Raw genomic sequence first — 23,097 nt, 5'->3', positions numbered from 1 at the left:
TCACTTTCTAATGACTACAGGAAGAAGCGAAGAGGAAGCGGACTTTGTCCGCTGAATGGATAAGTGCGCCCGCGTACTGGTCGATACATTTGATGAGAGAGCTAAAGCGGTCTACCAAACGAGAATTGGGATAGATGTCAAGCCAATGCTTCAGTAGATTTAGGGTGACCCGAGGCTGAAGATTGAGCAGCAGGTCGTTAAGCCAATGTTTCCGGCCTTGTCTTTCATTCCGATAGTAGTGTTGTTGAAAGACTGAAACAACGTCGGTTTTCGGAGGTTAACAAGAACCGAACCCTCAGAATGAAGTAGTGGTGTATACAAAGCCACCGTTAAGTAAGCGCTTAGGACGATCTCCCACTACCGTCCAACCTATTCGTACTAAGTCACTCGAAAGTCCGCCTAGCCTAACTAGTTCTGTCTTTGCTTAAGATCTACTCAACTCAGTCTCCTAGGCCGTAGAGGTTGCTAATCTGCTTGCAGGTAATCTCTATTATGTATATGCGTTTTCACCATCCAAATTTAGGGGTTCACTTCAGAGATCATGCCGACGTGCAACCGTTTTAACGCTTCATAGCTCCGCACCTCAGCAAACAAATCTTGGTACGACTGGCGATACTTATCAACGAACCGTTGCCTGTGACTTTCGCGGTTGCGTCATAAGTTCCTTGTCTATTCACACAGCCACTATTAGTCTACAAACGATAGTCGTTAAAAAGCGCTATTCGCAAGCAGCACGACTGAGACTATCGTATCGAGTTCTCTCACATCACTTGTTTCTTAGGATGAGACTCTTTAATGACTACTTTGAGTTTTCTACACCACTAAGGCTCATAAGTTGCTCCTATAGGAGTGCTGTCAGTTTGTAAATTTTATAAAAGTTGGTAGCCCATCTATCTAACCTTGCGAATCGCAGTATGGGAGAGTACAAGCTAAACTCAGTCTGATTTGCCCTCCTCTAGATTTGAATGATGAGTAACTATATTAGCCGCCGTGACTATGCTGATACCTTTGGTCCGACGGTAGGCGATCGCATCCGCTTAGCCGATACCGAACTATTTCTAGAAGTCGAACAGGATCTGACTACATACGAGGGCACCTACTACGGCGATGAAGTGAAGTTCGGCGGCGGCAAGGTCATTCGTGACGGTATGGGTCAGTCTCCTATCTCAAGGGCAGATGGCGCGGTCGATACGGTGATCACCAACGCGCTGATTCTCGACTGGTGGGGCGTGGTGAAAGCAGATGTCGGTATCAAAGATGGGAAGATCGCCAAAATCGGAAAGGCGGGCAATCCCTATACGCAGAACGACATTGACATTATTATCGGCCCGAGTACGGAGATTATTGCCGGGGAAGGCAAGATCCTGACGGCGGGGGCGATTGATTCGCATATTCACTTTATTTGTCCGCAGCAGATTGAAGTGGCGATCGCATCGGGCGTGACAACTATGCTCGGCGGCGGTACCGGACCCGCTACAGGCACACTCGCCACCACCTGCACGCCTGGCGCGTGGAACATTCACCGCATGCTTGAAGCTGCCGAAGCCTTTCCTGTAAATCTAGGTTTTATGGGCAAAGGCAACTCTAGTCAGCCACAGGAACTAGTCGCGCAGGTGCGAGCTGGCGCAATGGGACTGAAGCTGCACGAAGATTGGGGGACGACAGCAGCCGCGATTGACAATTGCCTTTCTGTTGCAGATGACTATGATGTGCAGGTTGCCATTCACACCGACTCTCTTAACGAGTCTGGATATGTAGAAACAACAATTGCCGCCTTTAAAGATAGAGTGATTCACACTTTTCACACCGAAGGCGCAGGCGGTGGACACTCTCCCGACATTCTCACAGTTTGCAAGCTTAGCAACGTGCTGCCTGCTTCAACTAACCCCACGCGGCCATACACCATCAACACCTTTGATGAGCACAAAGACATGCTGATGGTGTGTCATCATCTCGATAAGAACATTCCAGAAGATGTGAAGTTTGCTGAGTCTCGCATTCGCCGTGAGACTATTGCCGCCGAAGATCTCCTACACGATATGGGTGCGTTTAGCATGATGGCGTCTGACTCGCAGGCGATGGGCCGAGTGGGCGAGGTGATTACTCGCACTTGGCAAACGGCGCACAAGATGAAGGTGCAAAAGGGACTGTTGCCCAACCCTGAAAATACTAGCGAGACGCACGATAACTATCGGGCAAAGCGGTATGTAGCGAAGTATACGATTAATCCTGCGATCGCCCACGGCATCTCAGACGTCATCGGCTCTGTAGAAGAAGGCAAACTTGCGGATCTATGCCTGTGGAATCCCGCTTTCTTTGGGGTGAAGCCAGAGACTGTGGTGAAAGGGGGCTTCATTGCCTGGGCGCAGATGGGAGATGCGAATGCCAGCATTTCAACGCCTGGGCCGGTACATATGCGGCCCATGTTCGGTAGCTATGGCAAAGCGAGGTCAAGTACGGCGCTGACGTTTGTTTCGCAAGCTGCAATGGCAGACGATATTGCTACCCAGCTAGGACTAGAGGCTAGTCGCCTGCGAGCGGTATCAGACACGAGACAGGTAAAGAAAACAGATCTGAAGCTAAACGGCGTGATGCCAAACATCGAGGTCGCTCCAGAGACCTTTGAAGTGAGAGTAGACGGCAGGCTATTGACCTGCGAACCAGCAGCTAGCCTACCGATGGCTCAGCGCTACTTTCTGTTCTAACTCGGCCTGACGTTTCAGTGGCCGCACACTTACAGACGTACGCTTACAGAAAGAGGACTACACCTATAGAAGAGCCGATGGTTACCAGCTACTTTATTTGCCCCAGTAGTGTTTTCTAATCCACTGGTGCATTTCCGCTTTGGATTCAGTCAAAATTGTTTCGCCCAGTTGAGGATTGTAAGCAGACCAAGTAGGATGCCCCTGCGCGTTGAAACCCTGCTCAATTTGAACTTTGTTCCATTCACTCAGGGTCTGGGCAAAGCTGGCCCATAGCTGCTGAAGATATCCACCTGCTGAAGCGGTTTGAGGCTGGGTAGCTACGGCTGTTAGCTGCTGATACTCATACTCTAGAGCCGCTACCAAAGACTGATTGTGCTGTGCTTTCGCCGATTCTAGGCGACGGCTGAGCAGAGTAAGCAGGTTGGCTTGGTGGATAGAGCCGACATCGCCTGGGTGGCTAGTAAAGTAAGTCATTGAAGTGTGCTTGTCTCGAATCGCTTGTCTTACTCATTCTAAACAGCGCTGTCGGCGAAATATAAAAATCTGTATATTTCGATACAGAATTTTCTGCTCTTAAAATTTCTGCTCTTAAAATTTCTGCTTTTCAAAAGAAAGCGCTGGATGAAGGAGATTCTTCATCCAGCGCTAATAACGACTATGGAAAACGACTATGGAATTGTTTCACACGAAAGGCTTATAGTCTTTCGGCTGCGTGCCCTATCATCCAGGGTCGGCTGCCTGGCCGAGTTGCCTGATTGCGAGGTTTAGCGGGTTCGCTTTGGCGCTTGACTAGGCGCGGTTCAGGCGAGCCGACCTTTTTGAGCAGACTACTTGAGCCTAAGCTGATATTGGGCGCGGTGAAGATACGAGATGCGATCGCATCGCAGTCAGGGCAGTTTCTAGGCACGGCAGTCTCCGCCATCTTGTGCCATACCTCAAAAGGGCCACAGCCATTGCAGCTATAGTCATACAGGGGCATTAGTTGTACCTTTCTAGGTGGGTAAAATTGGCTGATCAAAGATGGCAGTCGGTAGCGCCAGCGTACAGCAAGCGTTGGGAATATCGACGATGCCGCTAATTCGTCCTTCTACTGGCGCACAGCTCAGCAGTAGATAAGCTTGCTCTCCGGTATAGCCAAACTTTTTGAGATACTCAATTGTATTCAAACAAGCTTGCCGATAGGCAATATGCGTATCCATGTAGTACTGCTTACCCGAAAATTCATCGACCGAGATGCCTTCAAATACCAGGTACTCTGAGTAGTGAGGCTCCACCGGACCCGGCTTGAAAATTGGGTTTACCATAGCGTACTTATCAACGCCGCCTTTGATAATGTCTACATGCACATCGATGTAGCCAGACATCTCGATCGCGCCGCAAAAAGAGATTTCGCCATCGCCCTGCGAAAAGTGAATATCGCCCATCGAAAGTTTTGCGCCTTCTACATAGACAGGGAAGTAAATGCGCGTTCCTCTAGAAAGGTTCTTGATATCGCAGTTGCCGCCGTGCTCTCTGGGGGGTACCGTTCGCGCCGCTTCTGCTGCGATCCGATCAAAGTCAGTATCGGCTACCTTTCCGAGAACGGCGTTGGTCGGATTAGGCAGTGCTGCTAGCACTGGGTCGTCGCCCGATAGTCCAGCGCCATAGGTACGCAGGTCTGGCGCGGTGTTGACTAGCTCGGTTTCGCGCTGGTTCCACTTATTTAGCAGCTCTTGGGAAGGCGCACAGCCAATCAGCCCAGGGTGGGTGATGCCCGCAAATTTCACGCCTGGAATGTGTCGAGACGAGGTATAGATACCTTGAAAGTCCCAAATAGCCTTGGCTGCTTTGGGATAGTGGTCAGTGAGAAATCCACCACCGTTCTCTTTGGCAAAAATACCGGTAAAGCCCCATTCGTCGCCCTGGAGTGCGCCGATATCAACCAGGTCTACGACTAAAATGTCACCGGGCTCTGCGCCATTCACCCAAATCGGGCCGCTGAGCATGTGAACCTTGGTCAGATCGACATCGCGAACATCGTCAGGGTTGTCATTATCTTTGATTTGTCCATCAGTCCAGTCTTTACACTCAATCCGAAAAACGTCTCCTGGATTCACAGAAACCACAGCCGGGATATCAGGATGCCACCGATTGTGTCCAGGCAGCTCTTGCTCTGACATAGGCTTAGTGAGATCTATCTTAAAGAGAGTCTCAGGCATGGCACTACTCCTCTAGTTAACTAGATTGTGTTGAAATATTGGGGCTGAATATTGGGTTTGAAGCGCTGAAATTAGATGTTAGAGAAAGTGAGTCGATAAAAGCTTTCTGTACAGCGCTTTTGATTGCTTTGGAAAAATGTGTCTACTCAGCAAATTTGCTTAGGGAAAACATAGCTTTTATTACGGTAGACAGTATGTAAAATTTAATACAAAAGAGAACTTTATAGCGGATTTCTCTTGCTTTTACTCGATTAGTCCTACTTTTTCCTTGAGTTTGTTCTAGTTCTTAGAAGCGCACCTATGATTTCTTGAAAGAAAAAAAGGGCCGAACGTCTCTGCTGAAACGTCCGGCTCTAAATAAGAGTAGGTAGGCTTAGTGGTAGGTTGTAGGTAGAGTCGACGCGATCGCAACTTTGACTCATTCGAGAATTTTCTATACCGCTAGATACTTCTGCAATAGCGCGTCGGATAGCTGATTGGTTGTTCCTTTTTCAACAATGCTGCCCTTCTTCATAATGAAGAACTTTTGAGCCAGCTTGCGAGCGAATTCAATTTTCTGCTCGACAACGACAATGGTAATTCCTTTTTCCTGATTGATCCTACGCAGGGTATCTTCAATCTCTTGAACGATGGAGGGCTGAATACCTTCGGTCGGTTCATCTAGGAGCATGATTTTGGGCTCACACATGAGACCGCGTGCGATCGCAAGCTGCTGCTGCTGCCCACCGCTGAGCAGTCCACCCTGGCGACTGAGGTGCTCATTGAGCATCGGGAAAAAGTCAAAGATCTCTGTAGGAATGCCATTTCCCTTGGTTCTAGCTTTTTTCCCGCTCGCACTTAGGCCCATCTTCAAGTTATCGAGCACAGACAGATAGGGAATAATCTCCCGCCCCTGTGGAATATAGGCGATTCCTTTTCTAGCCCTCTGATAGGTTGGTGCTTTGGTAATTTCTTGTCCATCAAAAGAGATGCTGCCACTCTCCGGTCTGTTCAAGCCGATAACGGTACGCAACAACGTGGTTTTGCCCACGCCATTTCGACCCAGCAGGCAGGCAATGTCCCCTTGATTGATAGTCATATTAACGTCAAACAAAACAGGCGTTGGCCCATAGCCAGCGACTACATTGTTCAATTCAAGCAACGGCTGAGCCGCCGTCATATCTCCGTTTTTCTCAAGCAGCGGCGTTGATTGTTTCACGACCTAGATATACCTCTATCACTTTAGGATTGCTTTGAACTTCTTCTACAGATCCTTCTGCCAGCACTGCCCCTTGATGAAGCACGACGATGCGCTCTGCAATTTGTTTCACAAACTCCATATCATGCTCGATGACCACAATTGAATGAGATTTGGCAATGCTCTTAATAATCTCACCAGTCGCGAAGGTCTCCTCTGCGGTCATGCCAGCAGTAGGCTCATCTAGCAAGACAATTGAGGGATCTTGGGCGAGCACCATGGCAATTTCTACCCACTGCTTTTGACCGTGAGATAGAGAAGACACTTCCTCAAAGGCCTGATCGATCAACCCCGTACGCTCTAGCACGTCGTATATTTTTCCTTTCTTAGCCTTGGTCAACTTTGCCGTAATAGCTGAAAAAATGCCGTGAGCACCCTTGAGCGCCAGCAGAATATTGTCAAATACCGTCAGCTCGTTGTAGACGTTGGGGTTTTGAAACTTACGGCCAATACCCATACGAGCAATTGTGTAAGGCTGCCTGTTAGTGATGTCTTTACCGTTAAAAAAGACTTTGCCAGAGGCCACCGGAGACTTGCTGACAATTGCGTCTAGCAGCGTGCTCTTTCCTGCGCCGTTCGGTCCAATGATAGTGACAATCTCACCGTCATAGACATCTAAATTAACGCCGCTAAGCGCTTTGAATCCTGAAAAAACAACATTTAAATCCTTGACGGATAAGACCGCTTTCATTGAAAAAGACCCTCAGGTACTGATAGAAAACTGCGCTGAAACTGTATTCGCGATATAGAGTAACGTTCGATCGCCGACTAAAACCATAATCAAATTGACTGGACCCCTCACACTCTTTTACCCAACGGAAAAGAGATCTTTAATCAACCCCGAAGTACTAGGAGCTTCGCCGGGCAGGTTCTGTCTGCGCCACTTCTGTCTGGGCTTTCTCTGTTGTCGTCGTCTCCGCCGCTTTCACCGTGCCAGGTAGCGGCTTCGGCTTGGACAGGTTGGCTAGCCTCAGCTGCTTTGGCACCAGGCTCATCAACCCATTAGGAATAAACAGCACCACAATCAGCAGCAGTACGCCCACTACTAACTGCCAGTCTTGAGTGACCCTTTCTGCTGAGTTCTGAATCTGACCTAGCAAGATAGCCGCAGCCAGCGGACCTACCAGCGTCCCTCGTCCGCCAATGGCCACCCAAATAACGACCTGAGTACCAAAAGCTACGGCCAGATAAACCGGCGAGATAAATCTGTTCAAAGGGACAAACAGCCCGCCAGCCATTCCAGCTAGCGCCGCAGAAAGTGTCCAAATGAAAATCTTGTACTGAGCGACGTCGTACCCGAGAAAGGCAATTCGGTTCTCATTTTCGTTGATAGAGCGCAGAATTAAGCCAAAGTTTGACTGCGTCAGCCACCAGCTCAAAGCCATCACAAAAGTGGTGTAGGCCAAAATCAAAAAGTACAGACCTATCGGCGGAATTTCTGTACCGAAGAAGCTCAGCCTGCTAACGTCGGTAATGCCATTAGTACCCCCTGTGTAGGCTTGCTGACTGATAAAAAAGGTCGTCAGCGCTGATGAAATCGCTAGCGTGATGATGGTGATATATACCCCGCTGACCTTGGAACGAAAGATAAACGATCCGGTAATGTAGGCAAATAAAGCCGGTACGCCAATCATCGCTAGAAAGGCGATTGGGAAATACCTGAGCGGTGCGATAAACCAAGGTAGAACTTCTAAGCCATTCCAGACCATAAAGTCAGGTAGCTCACCGCCGTAGGTATTGTTTGCGGCTGAGAGGTTGAGCTTGAGATAGTAGGCCGCAGCGTAGCCACCGAGGGTAAAGAATACGCCGTGGGCAAAGCTAAGAATGCCAGTGAAGCCCCAAACTAAGTCCAAAGAGACCGCTAGCGAGCCGAACAGCAGCAGCTTTGATAAAAGAGAGAGTTGAAAGCTACCGATAAAAAATGGGATGACAGCAAACACTAGCAGTGAGATCCCGCTGATGATAGCTAACTTGGCCGGGAAAGAGGATTGCTTATACCCCAATACTACATTTGACATCTCTCAAGCGCTCCTGTTTACGATTAGATGCTGCGATTAAATAGGTGATGATTAAAGTGAGAACAGAAATTGCCTGGTCAAGTCCTTTTTTGAACGGTAAATAACCCTTCAGGCCGGTATCGAATTAGCACAATCACAGATGCTAAGACTATTACTCTAGCCGTCGGGTCATTCAAGATAAACGCGATAATGGCGTTTGCTTCTCCAATCAAGAATGAACCGGCTAGAATCCCAATCAGCTTATCGACGCCGCCAGTCACTACCACCATCCAGGCATCGACTAGGTAGTCTTGACCCATGGGCGGTGCAACGGTCTTTAGCGCTGAGATCACCGCGCCTGCAATGCCAGCTAGCCCGCAGCCGTAGGCAAACGTGCCCATATCTACTAGCTTGGTGTTGACGCCTAGGCACTTAGCCATTTCTCGGTTCTGGGTGACCGCTCGAATCTGACGGCCCCAAGAGGTTTTATAGAAAAGGTACATCGTGATGCCTAGAAGCAAAAGTGCGGCGACAACAATAAAAAGGCGATAGTAAGAGATGGCAACTAAGGGTGAGCCTGTTGGATCAGACACAAACGTGACATTACCTGATAGATAATCTGGCGCTCTGACGTACTTTAGCTGCGCCGTGAAAATTAGCTTGACAACGCCTTGCAAGACAATGCTGAGCCCCCAAGTTGCCAGCAACGTTTCTAGCGGTCGGCCATACAGCCTGCGAATAATCGTGAGCTCGACTAGCGCGCCGACTAACGCGGTGCCAATAAAGGCAAAAGGAATCGTCATCAGCAAGTCCATCTGGAAGTTTTCCTGCATCCAAAAGGTGATGTAGGCTCCTAGCATAATGAACTCACCGTGGGCGAGATTGATAATCCGCATGACGCCGAAGGTAATCGCCAGCCCTAGCGCCGTCAGTAGCAAGATGCCTACAATCCCAACGCCGTTGAGCGCCTGATTGAGCAGAGCGGTCATCTGAAATCCGCCCTCTATGGCAGGCTCTTCTTGCGCTAATAGATAGAGCGGTGACGATAGCATTGAAGGCAAGGCAGAATCCAACATGGTGTGCTTAGTTTGGGTTTGCTTAATTTTTAAGTGTGCTTGATCTAGAGAGGGTTGCCTGTGCTTATAAATACAGTGTTGAGAACACTGTTGAGATGAGTGCTGGAAACAAATAAAGCTGGATAGGTTAAAGCTAGATAGATAAACGGCGTGCTAATAAGGCACGCCGTCAACCTGACAAGATCTAGAGGAACACAGGTTCTAGCTCTTCCCCTGTTTCTTTTGTGGGGTCACTGCGGTCGTCGGGCGTAGGATGCACGCACATTCTGCCTTGATACAGCGCTTGACTCCAGGGAATGGGCTTGACGGCTGACTCTGTTGCAAAGACGATCTCGGCTTGGCCATCCTCTTGCCATCTGCCGATTCTAGAGTACAGCCAGGCGTGATAGTTATCGGGGTCCATCTTCACGGGGCCTTGAGGTGCGTTGAATTCCTGGCCACGAGTGGCTTCGCGCAAGGTTTCAGTCGTGATCTCGTCGCCCGCCTCTAAGATATCTTTCATCGCCTGAGCCATGAAGAATGTCTGAATATAGGCCGCTTCCATAACGCCGTTGGTCACGCGGTTGTCATCAAACATTTCTTTGAACTGGGAAACAAAGGCTTCGTTCTCGGGGGTTTCTACACTCTGAAAATAGTTGAAGCTGGTGTAGTGCCCGGCTGAGTATTCAGAGCCCATCGCCTGAATCTCTTCTTCAGTGGTGGGATAGGCCATGATAGGAATATCTTCGGCGTTGACGCCCGCATCCTTGAACTGGCGGTAGAAAGCAGGGATACTGTCGCCTACTAGGTTGCTAAGGACAAAGTCAGGACTAGCGGCCTTGATTTTGTTGATGATGGTGATAAATTCGGTGGTGCCTAGGGCTGCGTACTCGTCGCCAACGGACTGACCGCCTGCTTTTTCTAGTTCTGCGATCGCAATCCGGTTACTCTCTTTTGGATAGATATAGTCAGAACCGATGAAGAAGCCTCTAGGGCCAAAATTCTCATAGGCATAGGGGATAGAGTCCGTGATCTGCTGGTTGGGCGCAGCGCCTGTGTAGAAGACATTAGAGCTACATTCATTCCCTTCGTAGTAGACCGGATAATAAAGGATAGAATCCGTGTCCTCAAAAACCGGTAATACAGACTTACGACTGGCCGACGTATAGCAGCCTAGAACGCAAACAACCTGGTCTTCCTCGATCAAGCGCTTAGACATCTGGTTGTAGAGATCCCAGTCAGAATTAGGGTTGACAACGACCCTTTCAATCTTGCGGCCACCGATGCCTTCGCCATTTCCTTCCCAGGGGCCAGTCCCTGTATTGATTTGTTCGATGGCTAGAAAGGTCGCATCCTGAAGAGACTTCTCAACAATAGCGATACTACCCGTCGTGGAGTACATAACGCCGACTTTAATCGGGTTCTCACCCAGGTTTGCCTGTGAATCGCTGCCTCCGCCACCACCGCAGGCAGCTAAAACACTAGTTCCAGCCGCAAGAGAGCTGTATTGAAGAAATTTTCTTCGACTAAGATTATTGAAAATACGGGACTGTGACATAGAAACTGCTTGACCTCACACAAACTGGAGTGACTTCTTTTCTTAAAGATGCTTAAGCGCTTAGTGGCTCACCCTAAATTAATCAATGAATTAACTATCTTCGCGGGGCTATCTCTATCGGTTTGCTATAGTTTGGCCACAGTGGTTCGCAGCAACCGCAACTCGCCATAGAAGCATAAAGCCGTAGAAGCGTAGAACAGATAAAGCCTGCCTAACTAGGCAGAACCACCGATAGCTAAGTGGACTGTATAGAGCATCTCGGTCCCGTTTTGTCTCAGTTGATACAAAACTGAGATGGCTTTTTACTTGTATGACAAACTTGTAATTTGCAGCACAAGCCTAGGCTTCTACTGCTTTAAGCAAGACACTCTTGCAGCCAAAGGGCGGCTCTAGACGAAACGGATGGCTGTATAAAGCGTCACACACGGCTGGCTCAGTCAGCATTTCTTTTGCAAGGCTTTTGCTTGCTATTCTTTTAATACGATGATCTGACTGGTCAGCGCTGTATCAGTCGTGACGTAAACAGTGACGAAGACCAGCAGATCTATGCGAACTTGGTCAACTGTTGATTGTGATACTTGCGCTTTAATTTTGAACGCTTCTGTTTCCATGGCTTCTTTTTTTGAACTTTTCTATCAGGTGACTTTATATTTCCTATGCACTTTTTGCTATGAATGCAGAATCTGGTAGTCGTTCTATTAGGACGAATAGCTGTGCTTTGGTATCTGTAGTCACATTTTTAAAAGGTTTGGAACTGTTACAAATGTGACATTGCATAAAAGTTCAAGGAGTCAGTCATGTCTGTCCACGGTGATATCTCTTCTAGCAATGATTCGGTCGGCGTCGCGGTTGTTAACTACAAGATGCCTCGGCTGCACACTCATGACGAGGTGCTGTCAAACTGCAGAAATATCTCAGACATGATTGATGGTATGAAGCTGGGTTTGCCGGGGATGGATCTCGTTGTTTTTCCAGAGTATTCGACTCATGGAATTATGTACGATCCTGACGAGATGATGGAGAATGCGGCAAGTATTCCTGGCCCTGAGACAGAGATCTTTGCCGAAGCATGTATTCGCAACAAGGTTTGGGGCGTGTTTTCTTTGACAGGAGAACGCCACGAAGAGCATCCCAATAAAGTGCCCTACAACACTTTGATTTTGATGAATGATCGCGGCGAAATTGTTCAAAGATATCGAAAGATCATGCCTTGGGCACCCATCGAAGGATGGTACCCAGGAAATTGCACGTATGTTTCCGACGGTCCAAAAGGGCTGAAAATCAGCCTAATTATCTGTGATGATGGCAACTACCCCGAGATTTGGCGCGACTGCGTGATGAAAGGCGCGGAGCTAGTCATTCGCTGTCAGGGATATATGTATCCTTCTAAAGATCAGCAGGTGATTGTCTCTAAGGCGATGGCCTGGATGAACAATACCTATGTAGCCGTGGCAAATGCCGCTGGGTTTGATGGAGTATACAGCTATTTTGGTCACTCGGCGATTGTTGGCTTTGATGGACGTACGCTAGGCGAGTGCGGCGAAGAAGAGAATGGCATTCAGTATGCTGCCCTCTCGAAGTTTGCGATTCGAGATTTCCGTAAGCATTCTCAGTCTCAGAACCATATGTTCAAGCTCTTGCACCGTGGCTACACTGGCATGATTAATTCTGGTGATGGCGATGAAGGCATGATGGAGTGTCCTTATGAATTCTACAGAGAGTGGGTGCTAGATCCGCAGAAGACGAAAGAGAAGGTTGAAGCGTTGACTCGCGGCACAGTAGGTACGGAAGAATGCCCGATTGAAGGTATTCCGAACCCAACAACAGCCGCGCCTGTGATGCCTGCGGTGAAGAAGTCAGAGCCCGTCGTCGTCACTCAGCCCGTCTCTTGAACTTGAATCTTGTAGGAAGTGCAGGTTAGTGGTCGATTACGAAACTTTTGAGCTTGGAGATGTTGCCCTGCAGTCGGGAGCAACATTGCGCGATGCCAAATTAGCGTACAAAACATTCGGTACACTCAATGCGGATAAAAGCAATGTGATTGTTTATCCTACCTGGTACTCAGGGCAGCACTATGACAATGAATGGCTAATCGGGGAGGGAATGGCTCTCGATCCGCAAAAATACTTCATTATCATCCCAAATATGTTTGGGAATGGGCTGTCTTCTTCGCCAAGTAATACGCCCCCACCTTATGACCGCGCTAGGTTTCCTCACGTTACCTTTTACGATAATGTTGCTGCTCAGCATCGACTGGTAACAGAAGAGTTTGGCATTGAGAAGATTGCGCTAGTAACCGGCTGGTCAATGGGCGCTGGGCAAACATACCAATGGGGGATGAGCTACCCAGAGATGGTCGAGCGCATCTTCCCTTTTTGTGGATCTGCTAAGACGAGTCTGCACAATATTGTCTTTTTGGAAGGGGTGAAGGTTGCAATTCAAACAGACGTGGCTTGGAAAAACGGCTGGTATGACAAGCAGCCGAATCAAGGACTGAGGGCGGTCGGCCGAGTTTATGCAGGCTGGGGATTATCTCAGGCGTTTTATCGCGAACGGCTCCATATTGAGATGGGATATTCTTCTTTAGAAGACTTCTTAGTGGCTTTTTGGGAAGGCTTTTTTCTTAAGAAGGATGCTAACAATCTGTTGGCGATGCTGTGGACGTGGCAAAACGGCGATATTGCCAACACGCCAGGGTTTGAGGGTGATTTTGAGAAAGCGCTATCAGCGATAAAGGCAAAGGCGATCGTGATGCCAGGACAGACCGATCTCTACTTTCCACCTGAAGACAATGAGTATGAGGTAGAACATATGTCCGATGCGGAGTTTCGCATGATTCCTTCTATCTGGGGACATTTTGCTGGCGGTGGCATTAATGAGGCTGATACTGAATTTATTGACCGACACATCAAAGAGCTGCTTACAACGTAATTCACGATGCAAGTATCTTCTATTGACTGAACTTTCTGTTGGATTAATTTATTAGTAGCCAATCGCGATGTATTTAACGCCTAAAGAGTCTGAAAGGTTGACCCTGTTTACCGCTGCGGAGATTTCTCGTAGGCGAAAAGAAAGAGGAATCAGGCTGAATGTGCCGGAGGCGATCGCATACATCAGTGACTATATCGTCGAAGGTGCTCGCGAAGATAAGTCTGTGGCCCAGCTAATGTCTGAAGGGGCAGCGCTGTTATCTACAGCCGATGTCTTGCCAGGTGTGCCCGAGCTGATTCCGCTGATTCAGGTAGAGGCTCACTTCAATGACGGCACCAAGCTAGTGAGCGTTCATAATCCTATTCGCCCACTAGAGGCTTAGTCAATGGCAACAACAAACGCAGGTTCCGATACAGATGGTTTTCTAGTGCCGGGCGCAATTGTCTGCGAACCGGGCGCTCTAGAAATTAATGCCGGGCGAGAGTTCAAAACGCTAGAAGTGGCAAACGTGGGCGATCGCCCGATTCAGGTGGGTTCTCACTATCACTTTTTTGAGGTGAACCGGATGCTGCGGTTCGACAGGGCACAGTCGCTGGGATTTCGCCTAGACATTCCGGCGGGGACAGCCGTACGGTTTGAGCCCGGCGATACGAAAACGGTGACGGTGGTGGCCTTAGCAGGCGATCGCATCGTTAGAGGTCTCAACGATCTAGTCAATGGATCGCTAGATGACCCGCAGGTAAGAGAAGCTGCGATCGCCCGTTTAGAAGCGCAGGGCTTCAGCTCGACCTAGTTTTTTGCCTATCAGTTTTTTGCCTCTAATTTTTGCTCATAGAAAAGAGAGATTCGATGGAAATTAGCCGCGATCGCTATGCCGAGCTGTTTGGACCGACCACGGGCGATCGCGTCCGCCTAGCGGATACTTCACTGATTATTGAAGTCGAGCGCGACGATACGGTCTACGGCGATGAGTGCGTCTTTGGCGGTGGCAAAACTCTGCGAGATGGGCTGGGCATGGCCGCTGGTGTCACTGCCGCAGACGGTGCGCTCGACATGGTGATTACTAACGTGCTGCTAGTCGATCCGGTGCAGGGCATCGTCAAAACCGACATCGGTATCAAAGACGGCAAGATTGCTGGCATCGGTAAAGCGGGTAATCCTGGCATCATGACCGATGTGACGCCGAACTTGATCATCAGCGCTAATACTGACGTGCGAGCTGGAGAAGGCTTGATCGCGACCCCCGGTGGTCTAGATAGCCACGTTCACTTTGACAGCGCCGGGCTTTGCGACGAGGCGCTCTCTAGCGGGCTGACCACTATGCTCGGTGGCGGCTTAGGCCCAGTAACAGTGGGCATCTGCTCTAGTGGCGCACATAACTTAGGCATGATGCTGCGGGCCTCTGAAGCTTTCCCGATCAATTTTGGTTTCTTGGGAAAGGGCAGCTCTAGCCTGCCAGAAAGCCTAGTCGAGCAAGTAGCCAACGGCGCGATGGGGCTAAAGATTCACGAGGACTGGGGAGCCATGCCCTCGGCGATCAACACCTGTCTAAACGTTGCTGACGAATACGACTTTCAAGTAAAGATCCACACGGACACGCTCAATGAATCTGGCTACGTCGAAGATACGCTGGCCGCAATCAAAGGCCGCACTATTCACACGTATCACACCGAAGGCGCGGGCGGCGGTCATGCACCAGATATTATCAAAGTCGCTTCCTACGCTCACTGTCTGACCTCCTCAACCAATCCCACCAATCCCTACACCGTCAACACCTTTGATGAGCATCTCGATATGGTGATGGTGTGCCACCACCTCAATCCGAGAGTGCCAGAGGATGTGGCCTTTGCCGAATCTCGCATCCGAGCAGAGACAATCGCCGCCGAAGACATCCTGCATGATATGGGGGCGATTAGCATGTTGGGCTCTGACAGTCAGGGCATGGGCCGCATCGGCGAAGTGATTTGTCGGACTTGGCAGCTAGCCTCCAAGATGAAGGATCAGCGAGGAACGTTGTCTGGGGACAGCGATCGCAACGACAATAATCGGGTATTACGCTATCTAGCAAAATACACAATCAACGTGGCCAGGACCTGCGGCATCGCTGATTATGTTGGCTCGATTGAACCCGGCAAAATGGCCGATATCGTCCTGTGGCGACCAGGGTTCTTTGGTATCAAGCCGGAGCTGGTGATGAAGCAAGGATTTATTGCCTGGTCGCCGATGGGAGAGTCGAATGCCTCGCTAATGACCTGCGAACCGATTGTGTATCGTCCTCAGTGGGGCAGCTTTGGCAGTGCGCCAGCCGCTTCATCTGCCTGCTTTGTGACGCAGCTAGCTTTGGAGCGAGGTTTGGCCGATCGCTTGGGTCTGAGTAAGGAACTGCTGCCAGTGAAAGATACGCGCCAGCTCACTAAAGCTGACATGCTGCATAACGACGTCTGCCCGGAGATTGAGGTAGACCCGGACACCTTTCAAGTGAGGGTAGATGGTGAACTGGCAACTTGTGAACCTGTAGATCAGGTTCCATTAGGACGACTGTATATCTTTCGCTAGTCTGAAAGCCACCAATCTTCAAAAGCCACCCGATCAAAAAATAGAGAAAGCCCGATGGTGCCGACGACATTGCCGCAGGCCGAGCAGAGAATAGAGAGTCAAAGTGATGACCAAAAAGTCGCTGGCAAAAAAGTAACGGGCGCTGCAAGCAGTTCATCACCTCTGCACTTGTCTATGCGGGTTGCTCAAGCGGCTAACGCGAATCAGACTAGTCAATCTTTTGTGGCTCACCAGTATGCGAGCTACCCGTTTCGACTCTCTAGTAATTTGCGCTTAGACCGAGCTGATGCAGAACGAGTGTATGCCTACATTATGAGTGCGGCTCCAGGCGTTTTGTCTGGGGATGATTTGCGGCTAAGGGTAGAAGTCGGCGACCAAGCCTGTCTCTACCTCACCGACCAGTCAGCGACTAAAGTTCACAGCAAGCCCGTGGATGGCCTGCCAGCTCAGGTCATCTGGGAGATACAAGTCGGCAAGGAAGCCTATTTTGAATATGTTCTAGAACCCATTATCCTATTTGATTCGGCAGCGCTGACTCAGCGGGTAGAGGTGACTTTGCATCCGTCTGGACGGTTTATCTCCGGCGAAATCATTGTGCCAGGACGAATTGCTAGAGGGGAGTTTTATGAATTTGAACAGTTTGAAAGTCGGCTACGGGTGCGATCGCCAGATGGCCGGATATGCTTCGCAGACAATCTGCGATTGACCGGGCAAGCCAATCGATTCAAGCACAGCGCATTTGTGACTGAGTATCCGCTGCTAGGAAACTTTGTTGCAGTTGTGCCGGGAATCGCATTAGATGATTTGTTGAGGAAGCTTCAACAGCATGAAATTCCAGCGGACACTTTGCAGGCGTGTGAGTCACCGCTGCCCGGTTGCAATGGCATTCTAGTGCGGGCGATCGCCACCAAAGTCAATGCGCTTAAGACCTATCAACGCTATCTGCTCAACTGCATTCGCCAGCTAGCAGCACAGCCTTTGTTGCCAATTATTCCGAAGTGATTGGCCGAAGCGAATCGGGACAGAAAAGGGGCGAAATCTCTCTACCTAGCTGACTGACAAAAAAGTATTGCCGATGGAGTGAATCGTGTTTTCAGCTAGGGATAAGCCGTGTTTGCAGAGGAAAGAAGAACGATGTAATTCAGCGGTTTCTGGCAGTTTGGCCTTTGGTGATTTAGCTAAGCCGCGCGATCTCATTAAACTGCTCAAAATCTTCTAGGAGATCGCTACGGTGAGTTTCAACCGCCTGTCGAATCCGCACCGTTTCATCTTCAGCAGCGTGCTGTAGCATGCTGACAATATCGCCAATATCCACAGCGCGAGTCGCGGATAATTTGAGGATAATTAAGTAGGGTAGATCGATAATCTGTAGACCTTCTAGCGTTTTAATAGGCGCGTCTAACGCAGCTGTCACCCATGATTGCTCAGGAGCATGGAGAAGATCGATGAGTTCACCTTCGGCAGATTGCCAGCTAGAACCACCAAAGCTAATAATACCTAGCTGAGACCAGCCAGCCAGCTGAAGCGCGTGCTCAACAGCAGTAGCATCCTCTGCCAAAACCATTAAATCTATATCCTCAGTGAATCTAGCAGGCTGATAGTGAGCTGAGGCTACGCCACCGACGACCACATAGCGTAAACCATCAGGTAGTAGCAATTTAAGCTTATCAGCACTGACTAGCATCGGATTAAGCCTACGAATGACCTTAGGTAACACAGGTGGTCGCAGAGCATGATCGGATGCGGTGCAACGAGTTTTTGTCAAAGCCAGTAATGCTTTGACGGTAGGTCTATTGAGTATCGATTTGCGGGCTAGCATAGCTTCTATATTAGCGATATCTGTTGTAATAGCGATATCTAGCGGCAACATCGAAACGCCTAGAGCCCGAATCGAACAGTGATGTCATTCAGCAGCATGTAGCAGTGTGGGTTTGATACTCATCCCCTAACCTGAAAACAATCATCTCATAACTTTTGGAGATATTTCGCAACACAATTCCAGTGTTTTTGTTAAGCAGCGGCTCAGTTTTCATTCCCTTGCTTAATAATAAGAACTCTGGCATTTCAATTCTCAGATAACACTTACCCCTCGGATTTTCTGCGATGGCTCCTTCCGACCAAATTGTAAACCGCTTTATTAATCGCCCATCAGTTCCGACTCAGCAAGGTCTTTACGATCCACGAAATGAACATGATGCTTGCGGTGTAGGCTTTGTGGTGCAGATGAAAGGGCAGGTCTCTCACGATATTGTTCGGCAGGGTCTGACAATATTGCTGAACTTGGACCATCGGGGCGCAGTGGGCGCTGAACCCAACACGGGTGACGGGGCGGGTATCCTGCTCCAGATACCGCATCGGTTTATGACGAAGGTAGCAGCCGCTGAGGGGGTTACCTTGCCAGCGTCGGGTCAATATGGCGTGGCGATGGTGTATGCCAGCCCAGATAGCGAGATCCGTGCTAAAAGCAAAAAAGACTTTGAAGCGATTGTCGCAGACGCGGGTCTAGATCTGTTGGGCTGGCGAGATGTGCCGACAGATAATTCTTCTTTGGGGCCGACTGCTCAAAAGAGCGAACCTTCTATACTGCAAGCGTTTATCGGTCGTGGCAGTCTCGGCGCGGAGGCCGATAAGCTGACAATGGAGCGCAAGCTGTATGTGGTGCGTAAGCAGGCCCATCGCATTACCAACCAGATCGATAGCTATTGGTATGTGGCTAGCCTGTCTTGCCGTACGATTGTGTATAAGGGCATGTTAATGCCCTTGCAGGTGGGTAACTATTATCCAGATTTGCACGACGCTGATATGGAAAGTGCGCTGGCGCTGGTGCATTCTCGCTTTAGTACGAATACGTTTCCAAGCTGGGAGCGATCGCACCCCTATCGCTATATCGCTCATAACGGCGAGATCAACACCCTGCGCGGCAATATCAACTGGATGACCGCTCGCCAGTCAATGTTCGAGTCCGAGCTGTTTGGTGAAGACCTTGACAAAGCTAGACCGCTGATCAACGTTCAAGGCAGTGACTCGACTATTTTTGACAACACGTTAGAGCTGTTGGCTTTGAGCGGGCGATCGCTGCCTCACGCGCTGATGATGATGGTGCCCGAGCCCTGGTCTGGCCATGCGACTATGGACGCCAAAAAGAAAGCATTTTATGAATATCACTCTTGCCTGATAGAGCCGTGGGACGGGCCAGCCTCGATTGCCTTTACCGACGGCACTCAGATGGGCGCAGTCCTAGATAGAAATGGCCTACGCCCTGGCCGCTACTACGTCACCAAAGACGACCGGGTGATTATGGCCTCTGAAGCCGGTGTGCTGCCAGTCGCGCCAGAAGATATTGTGAAAAAAGGTCGCCTAGAACCTGGCAAAATGTTCTTAGTCGATACTAAAGCTGGCAAGATTGTTTCAGATGAAGAAATCAAACAACAAATCGCGACTGAGCAGCCCTACCAAACCTGGCTAAACGAGAATCTTGTTTCTCTCGATGATTTAAGCTCGACTGACGATAAAGACTTTGAAGAAGCGCCTGAAGTCGATACTAGCCCTAGCGCGGTTACCAAAAGGCAGATGGCCTTTGGCTATACCTTTGAAGAATTGCGGATGCTGCTCTCTCCGATGGGTAAAAATGGGGTAGAAGCCATTGGCGCGATGGGTACAGATACGCCGCTGCCCGTTCTCTCCAATCGGCCAAAGCTGCTATACAACTACTTTCAACAGCTATTTGCCCAGGTTACCAATCCGCCGATCGACTCTATTCGCGAAGCGATCATCACCTCTGCAACAACAACCATTGGATCAGAGCGAAACCTGTTAGAACCTACGCCCGAAAGCTGCCGTTTACTTCAGCTAAAGACGCCCTTTATTACGAACGCTGAGCTGGCTAGGATTAAGCACAATACTCAGTTCAAGACGAGCGTTTTGCCGATCTTGTTTGATCCTGATCAGGGTGAAGCAGGTCTTAGCGGTGCGATTGAAGCGCTGTGTCTAAAGGCCGATGAAGCCATTGAGTCTGGCCATGAAATTCTCATCCTCTCCGACCGCGATATTACTCAAAACAGAGCGCCGATTCCCGCTCTGTTAGCCGTTGCCGGGTTGCACCATCATCTGATTCGTCAGGGTACTCGCACCCAGGTAGGACTTGTGCTCGAATCAGGTGAGCCGCGTGAGGTGCATCACTTTGCGGTGCTGCTGGGCTATGGCTGCGGCGCAATTAATCCGTACATGGCCTTCGAGACTTTTCAGCGAATGATCGAAGAGAATCTGCTGCGTGACATCTCTCTAGAGGCTGCTTGCAAGAACTATATCAAGGCGGCAACAAAGGGCGTTGTCAAAGTCGCGTCTAAAATCGGCATCTCGACGCTACAGAGCTATCGGGGCGCGCAGATTTTTGAGGCGATTGGCCTGAACAGCTCTGTGATTGACAAGTACTTTACCTGGACCGCTTCTCGCATTCAGGGCGTTGGTTTAGATGTGCTAGCCGAAGAAGCAATTCAGCGGCATCGTCATGCCTTCCCTGAGCGATTGGCAACAGGTAGCAACAACACGGCTACGCTAGACGTGGGCGGTGAATACCAGTGGCGCAAGGACGGTGAAGCTCATCTGCTGAGTCCGCAGAGCATTCATCTGTTGCAGCAGGCGACTCGTGATGGCAAATATGAGCTGTTTAAGAAGTACTCAGCGCTGGTAAACGAGCAGGGCAAGCAGTTTTTCCGATTGCGCGATCTGTTGGAGTTTACGCCGCAAGCGTCAATTCCAATTGAGGAAGTTGAGCCGATTGAGGCGATTATGAAGCGCTTCAAAACAGGGGCGATGAGCTACGGTTCGATTTCGCAAGAGGCGCATGAGACCTTGGCGATCGCCATGAACAGAATCGGTGGCCGCTCCAACACTGGCGAAGGCGGCGAAGACCCCGCTCGCTACACCTGGACAAACGAGCAGGGCGACTCTAAAAATAGCGCCATCAAACAAGTTGCTTCTGGTCGCTTTGGCGTGAATAGCCTGTATCTGTCTCAGGCCAAAGAGATCCAGATTAAAATGGCCCAAGGTGCCAAGCCAGGAGAAGGCGGCCAGCTACCGGGCAAGAAGGTCTATCCCTGGATTGCTAAGGTCCGTAACTCTACGCCAGGGGTAGGTTTAATCTCGCCGCCGCCTCACCACGACATTTACTCCATCGAAGATCTCGCCGAGCTGATTCACGATCTCAAGAACGCCAATCGTGCGGCTAGAGTCAGTGTGAAGCTGGTTTCAGAAGTTGGCGTTGGTACGATTGCCGCAGGTGTAGCCAAAGCGCATGCCGATGTGGTTCTAGTTTCCGGCTTCGACGGTGGCACGGGCGCGTCGCCCCAGACTTCGATCAAGCACGCGGGACTGCCTTGGGAGTTGGGACTCGCCGAGACGCATCAGACACTGGTGTTGAACAATCTGCGTAGCCGGATCGTGATTGAGACCGATGGGCAGATGAAGACTGGGAGGGATGTGGCGATCGCGGCCCTACTCGGCGCAGAAGAATTCGGCTTTAGCACCGCACCGCTCGTCACTTTGGGCTGCATCATGATGCGCGTCTGCCATCTCAACACCTGCCCGGTAGGGGTCGCCACCCAAAACCCAGAGCTGCGTAGTAAGTTCAGCGGCGATCCGGCCTACACCGTCAACTTCATGAAGTTCATCGCCCAAGAAACCAGAGAAATTATGGCCGAACTGGGCTTCCGCACCCTAGATGAGATGGTTGGTCGCACTGAAATGCTCGCGCCTAAGAAGGCCATTGATCACTGGAAGGCAAAAGGCATCGATCTTTCTCCTTTATTACACAAGCCAGAAGTCGGCCCCGAAGTAGGCCGCTACTGCACCCAGGCTCAAGACCACGGCTTAGATAAATCTCTCGATATCACCCAACTGTTGGAGATTTGTAAACCCGCCATCGAGAAAGGAGAAAAAGTCAAAGCTACCTTGCCAATTACCAACATCAACCGCGTCGTCGGTACTATCGTCGGCAACGAAATCACCAAGAACCACTGGGAAGGCTTGCCCGAAGACACCGTTCACCTGCATTTCCAGGGCACTGCTGGTCAAAGCTTTGGCGCATTCACGCCCAAAGGCATGACTCTAGAGCTAGAAGGCGACGCCAACGACTATCTCGGCAAAGGGCTCAGCGGCGGTAAGCTGATTCTCTATCCGCACAAGTCCTCTACCCTAGTGGCCGAAGACAACATCGTCACTGGCAACGTCACCCTCTACGGGGCCACTCGCGGCGAAGCCTACATCAACGGTCAAGCTGGAGAACGATTCTGTGTCCGCAATTCCGGTGCTCAAGCCGTGGTAGAAGGCGTCGGCGACCACGGCTGCGAATACATGACGGGCGGTAAGGCGATCATCTTGGGCCGGACCGGACGCAACTTTGCCGCCGGAATGAGTGGCGGCGTGGCCTACGTGCTAGACGAAGCGGGAGACTTTGCTAGTCGCTGCAACACCGAAATGGTCGGCCTAGAAAAAGTCGAAACCGTCGGCGAACAGCAAGAGTTGCGAGAGATTGTTCAACGTCATCTAGACCTCACTGGCAGCAACAAAGCCAAAACAGTCCTATCAGACTGGGAAAACATCCTGCCCAAGTTTGTGAAAGTAATGCCCCGCGACTACAAGCGAGTATTGCAACACATTCAAAAAGCCCTCGCTGATGGTCTGAGTAATGACGAAGCGATGTCCGCCGCCTTTGAAGAAAATGCTCGTGACCTAGCGAGAGTCAGCGGTAGCTAGATACCACCCTTGACTCATCGCCTGAAGTAAATCCCCTCCTCGGAGGGGTGCCCCGAGCGTAGTCGAGGGGCGGGGTGGGTCCGGCAACCTGCGATACACACCGGACC

Annotated in this window: 18 protein-coding genes; 8 read left to right on the top strand and 10 right to left on the bottom strand. The window is 50.1% G+C overall.

Annotation, left to right across the window (positions count from 1 at the left end):
- Nucleotides 1-968 precede the first annotated feature (968 nt).
- Nucleotides 969-2,705: an urease subunit alpha gene (gene ureC, locus IQ256_RS16475; RefSeq protein ID WP_193856640.1), complete on the top strand. Its 1,737-nt coding sequence runs from the start codon at nt 969-971 to the stop codon at nt 2,703-2,705.
- Nucleotides 2,706-2,798: 93 nt separating this feature from the next.
- Here ureC (IQ256_RS16475) and IQ256_RS16470 read toward each other — a convergent pair whose 3' ends face one another.
- The 9 genes from IQ256_RS16470 to IQ256_RS16430 all read right to left on the bottom strand — a co-directional run bounded on the left by IQ256_RS16470 (nt 2,799) and on the right by IQ256_RS16430 (nt 11,361).
- Nucleotides 2,799-3,179 (bottom strand): hypothetical protein, encoded by a 381-nt coding sequence (locus IQ256_RS16470; protein ID WP_193856639.1) that lies wholly within the window; start codon nt 3,177-3,179, stop codon nt 2,799-2,801.
- Between the two features lie 220 nt (nt 3,180-3,399).
- The gene (locus tag IQ256_RS16465) at nt 3,400-3,684 is read right to left on the bottom strand and encodes an FmdB family zinc ribbon protein (RefSeq protein ID WP_193856638.1); all 285 of its coding nucleotides are present in this window, start codon (nt 3,682-3,684) and stop codon (nt 3,400-3,402) included.
- Between the two features lie 13 nt (nt 3,685-3,697).
- On the bottom strand, nt 3,698-4,903 hold the full coding sequence (gene fmdA, locus IQ256_RS16460; RefSeq protein WP_193856637.1) for a formamidase: 1,206 nt from the start codon (nt 4,901-4,903) through the stop codon (nt 3,698-3,700).
- Nucleotides 4,904-5,336: 433 nt separating this feature from the next.
- Complete coding sequence (gene urtE / locus IQ256_RS16455) at nt 5,337-6,101, bottom strand: urea ABC transporter ATP-binding subunit UrtE (protein ID WP_370623466.1); 765 nt, start codon at nt 6,099-6,101, stop codon at nt 5,337-5,339.
- Nucleotides 6,076-6,831, bottom strand: a complete 756-nt coding sequence (gene urtD, locus IQ256_RS16450; protein WP_193856636.1) for an urea ABC transporter ATP-binding protein UrtD — start codon at nt 6,829-6,831, stop codon at nt 6,076-6,078. Before urtD ends, urtE begins: the two co-directional genes overlap by 26 nt.
- Nucleotides 6,832-6,988: 157 nt before the next feature.
- Nucleotides 6,989-8,158, bottom strand: a complete 1,170-nt coding sequence (gene urtC / locus IQ256_RS16445) for an urea ABC transporter permease subunit UrtC (RefSeq protein ID WP_193856635.1) — start codon at nt 8,156-8,158, stop codon at nt 6,989-6,991.
- Between the two features lie 77 nt (nt 8,159-8,235).
- On the bottom strand, nt 8,236-9,213 hold the full coding sequence (urtB, locus tag IQ256_RS16440; protein WP_228024966.1) for an urea ABC transporter permease subunit UrtB: 978 nt from the start codon (nt 9,211-9,213) through the stop codon (nt 8,236-8,238).
- 184 nt (nt 9,214-9,397) lie between these two features.
- A complete protein-coding gene (locus tag IQ256_RS16435) occupies nt 9,398-10,750 on the bottom strand; it encodes an ABC transporter substrate-binding protein (RefSeq protein WP_193856634.1) in 1,353 nt (450 codons plus the stop codon).
- Nucleotides 10,751-11,217: 467 nt separating this feature from the next.
- Nucleotides 11,218-11,361 carry a hypothetical protein gene (locus tag IQ256_RS16430; protein WP_193856633.1) on the bottom strand — a complete coding sequence of 48 codons (144 nt, stop codon included), beginning with the start codon at nt 11,359-11,361 and terminating at the stop codon, nt 11,218-11,220.
- Between the two features lie 186 nt (nt 11,362-11,547).
- Between IQ256_RS16430 and IQ256_RS16425 the strand changes: the two genes are divergently transcribed.
- From IQ256_RS16425 to IQ256_RS16405, 6 genes are all read left to right on the top strand, one after another.
- On the top strand, nt 11,548-12,642 hold the full coding sequence (locus IQ256_RS16425) for an aliphatic amidase (protein WP_193856632.1): 1,095 nt from the start codon (nt 11,548-11,550) through the stop codon (nt 12,640-12,642).
- 28 nt (nt 12,643-12,670) lie between these two features.
- Complete coding sequence (locus tag IQ256_RS16420; protein ID WP_193856631.1) at nt 12,671-13,681, top strand: alpha/beta fold hydrolase; 1,011 nt, start codon at nt 12,671-12,673, stop codon at nt 13,679-13,681.
- Between the two features lie 67 nt (nt 13,682-13,748).
- The gene (locus tag IQ256_RS29725) at nt 13,749-14,063 is read left to right on the top strand and encodes an urease subunit gamma (RefSeq protein ID WP_228024965.1); all 315 of its coding nucleotides are present in this window, start codon (nt 13,749-13,751) and stop codon (nt 14,061-14,063) included.
- Between the two features lie 3 nt (nt 14,064-14,066).
- Nucleotides 14,067-14,474, top strand: a complete 408-nt coding sequence (locus IQ256_RS29720) for an urease subunit beta (protein ID WP_228024964.1) — start codon at nt 14,067-14,069, stop codon at nt 14,472-14,474.
- 56 nt (nt 14,475-14,530) lie between these two features.
- Nucleotides 14,531-16,237 carry an urease subunit alpha gene (gene ureC / locus IQ256_RS16410; RefSeq protein ID WP_193856630.1) on the top strand — a complete coding sequence of 569 codons (1,707 nt, stop codon included), beginning with the start codon at nt 14,531-14,533 and terminating at the stop codon, nt 16,235-16,237.
- Nucleotides 16,238-16,291: 54 nt separating this feature from the next.
- Nucleotides 16,292-17,239, top strand: a complete 948-nt coding sequence (locus IQ256_RS16405) for an urease accessory protein UreD (protein WP_193856629.1) — start codon at nt 16,292-16,294, stop codon at nt 17,237-17,239.
- Nucleotides 17,240-17,411: 172 nt separating this feature from the next.
- Here the strand turns inward: IQ256_RS16405 and IQ256_RS16400 are convergent, their stop codons facing one another.
- Nucleotides 17,412-17,921, bottom strand: coding sequence for a nucleotidyltransferase family protein (locus IQ256_RS16400; protein WP_228024963.1), 510 nt, complete (start codon nt 17,919-17,921; stop codon nt 17,412-17,414).
- Between the two features lie 419 nt (nt 17,922-18,340).
- Between IQ256_RS16400 and gltB the strand changes: the two genes are divergently transcribed.
- A complete protein-coding gene (gltB, locus tag IQ256_RS16395) occupies nt 18,341-22,990 on the top strand; it encodes a glutamate synthase large subunit (protein WP_193856627.1) in 4,650 nt (1,549 codons plus the stop codon).
- Nucleotides 22,991-23,097: the final 107 nt, after the last annotated feature.

Source organism: cf. Phormidesmis sp. LEGE 11477 (assembly GCF_015207105.1).
Classification (GTDB): domain Bacteria; phylum Cyanobacteriota; class Cyanobacteriia; order Phormidesmidales; family Phormidesmidaceae; genus Phormidesmis.
The sequence above is the reverse complement of the archived record's forward strand: the minus strand, read 5'-3'. Positions and strand labels throughout refer to the sequence as shown.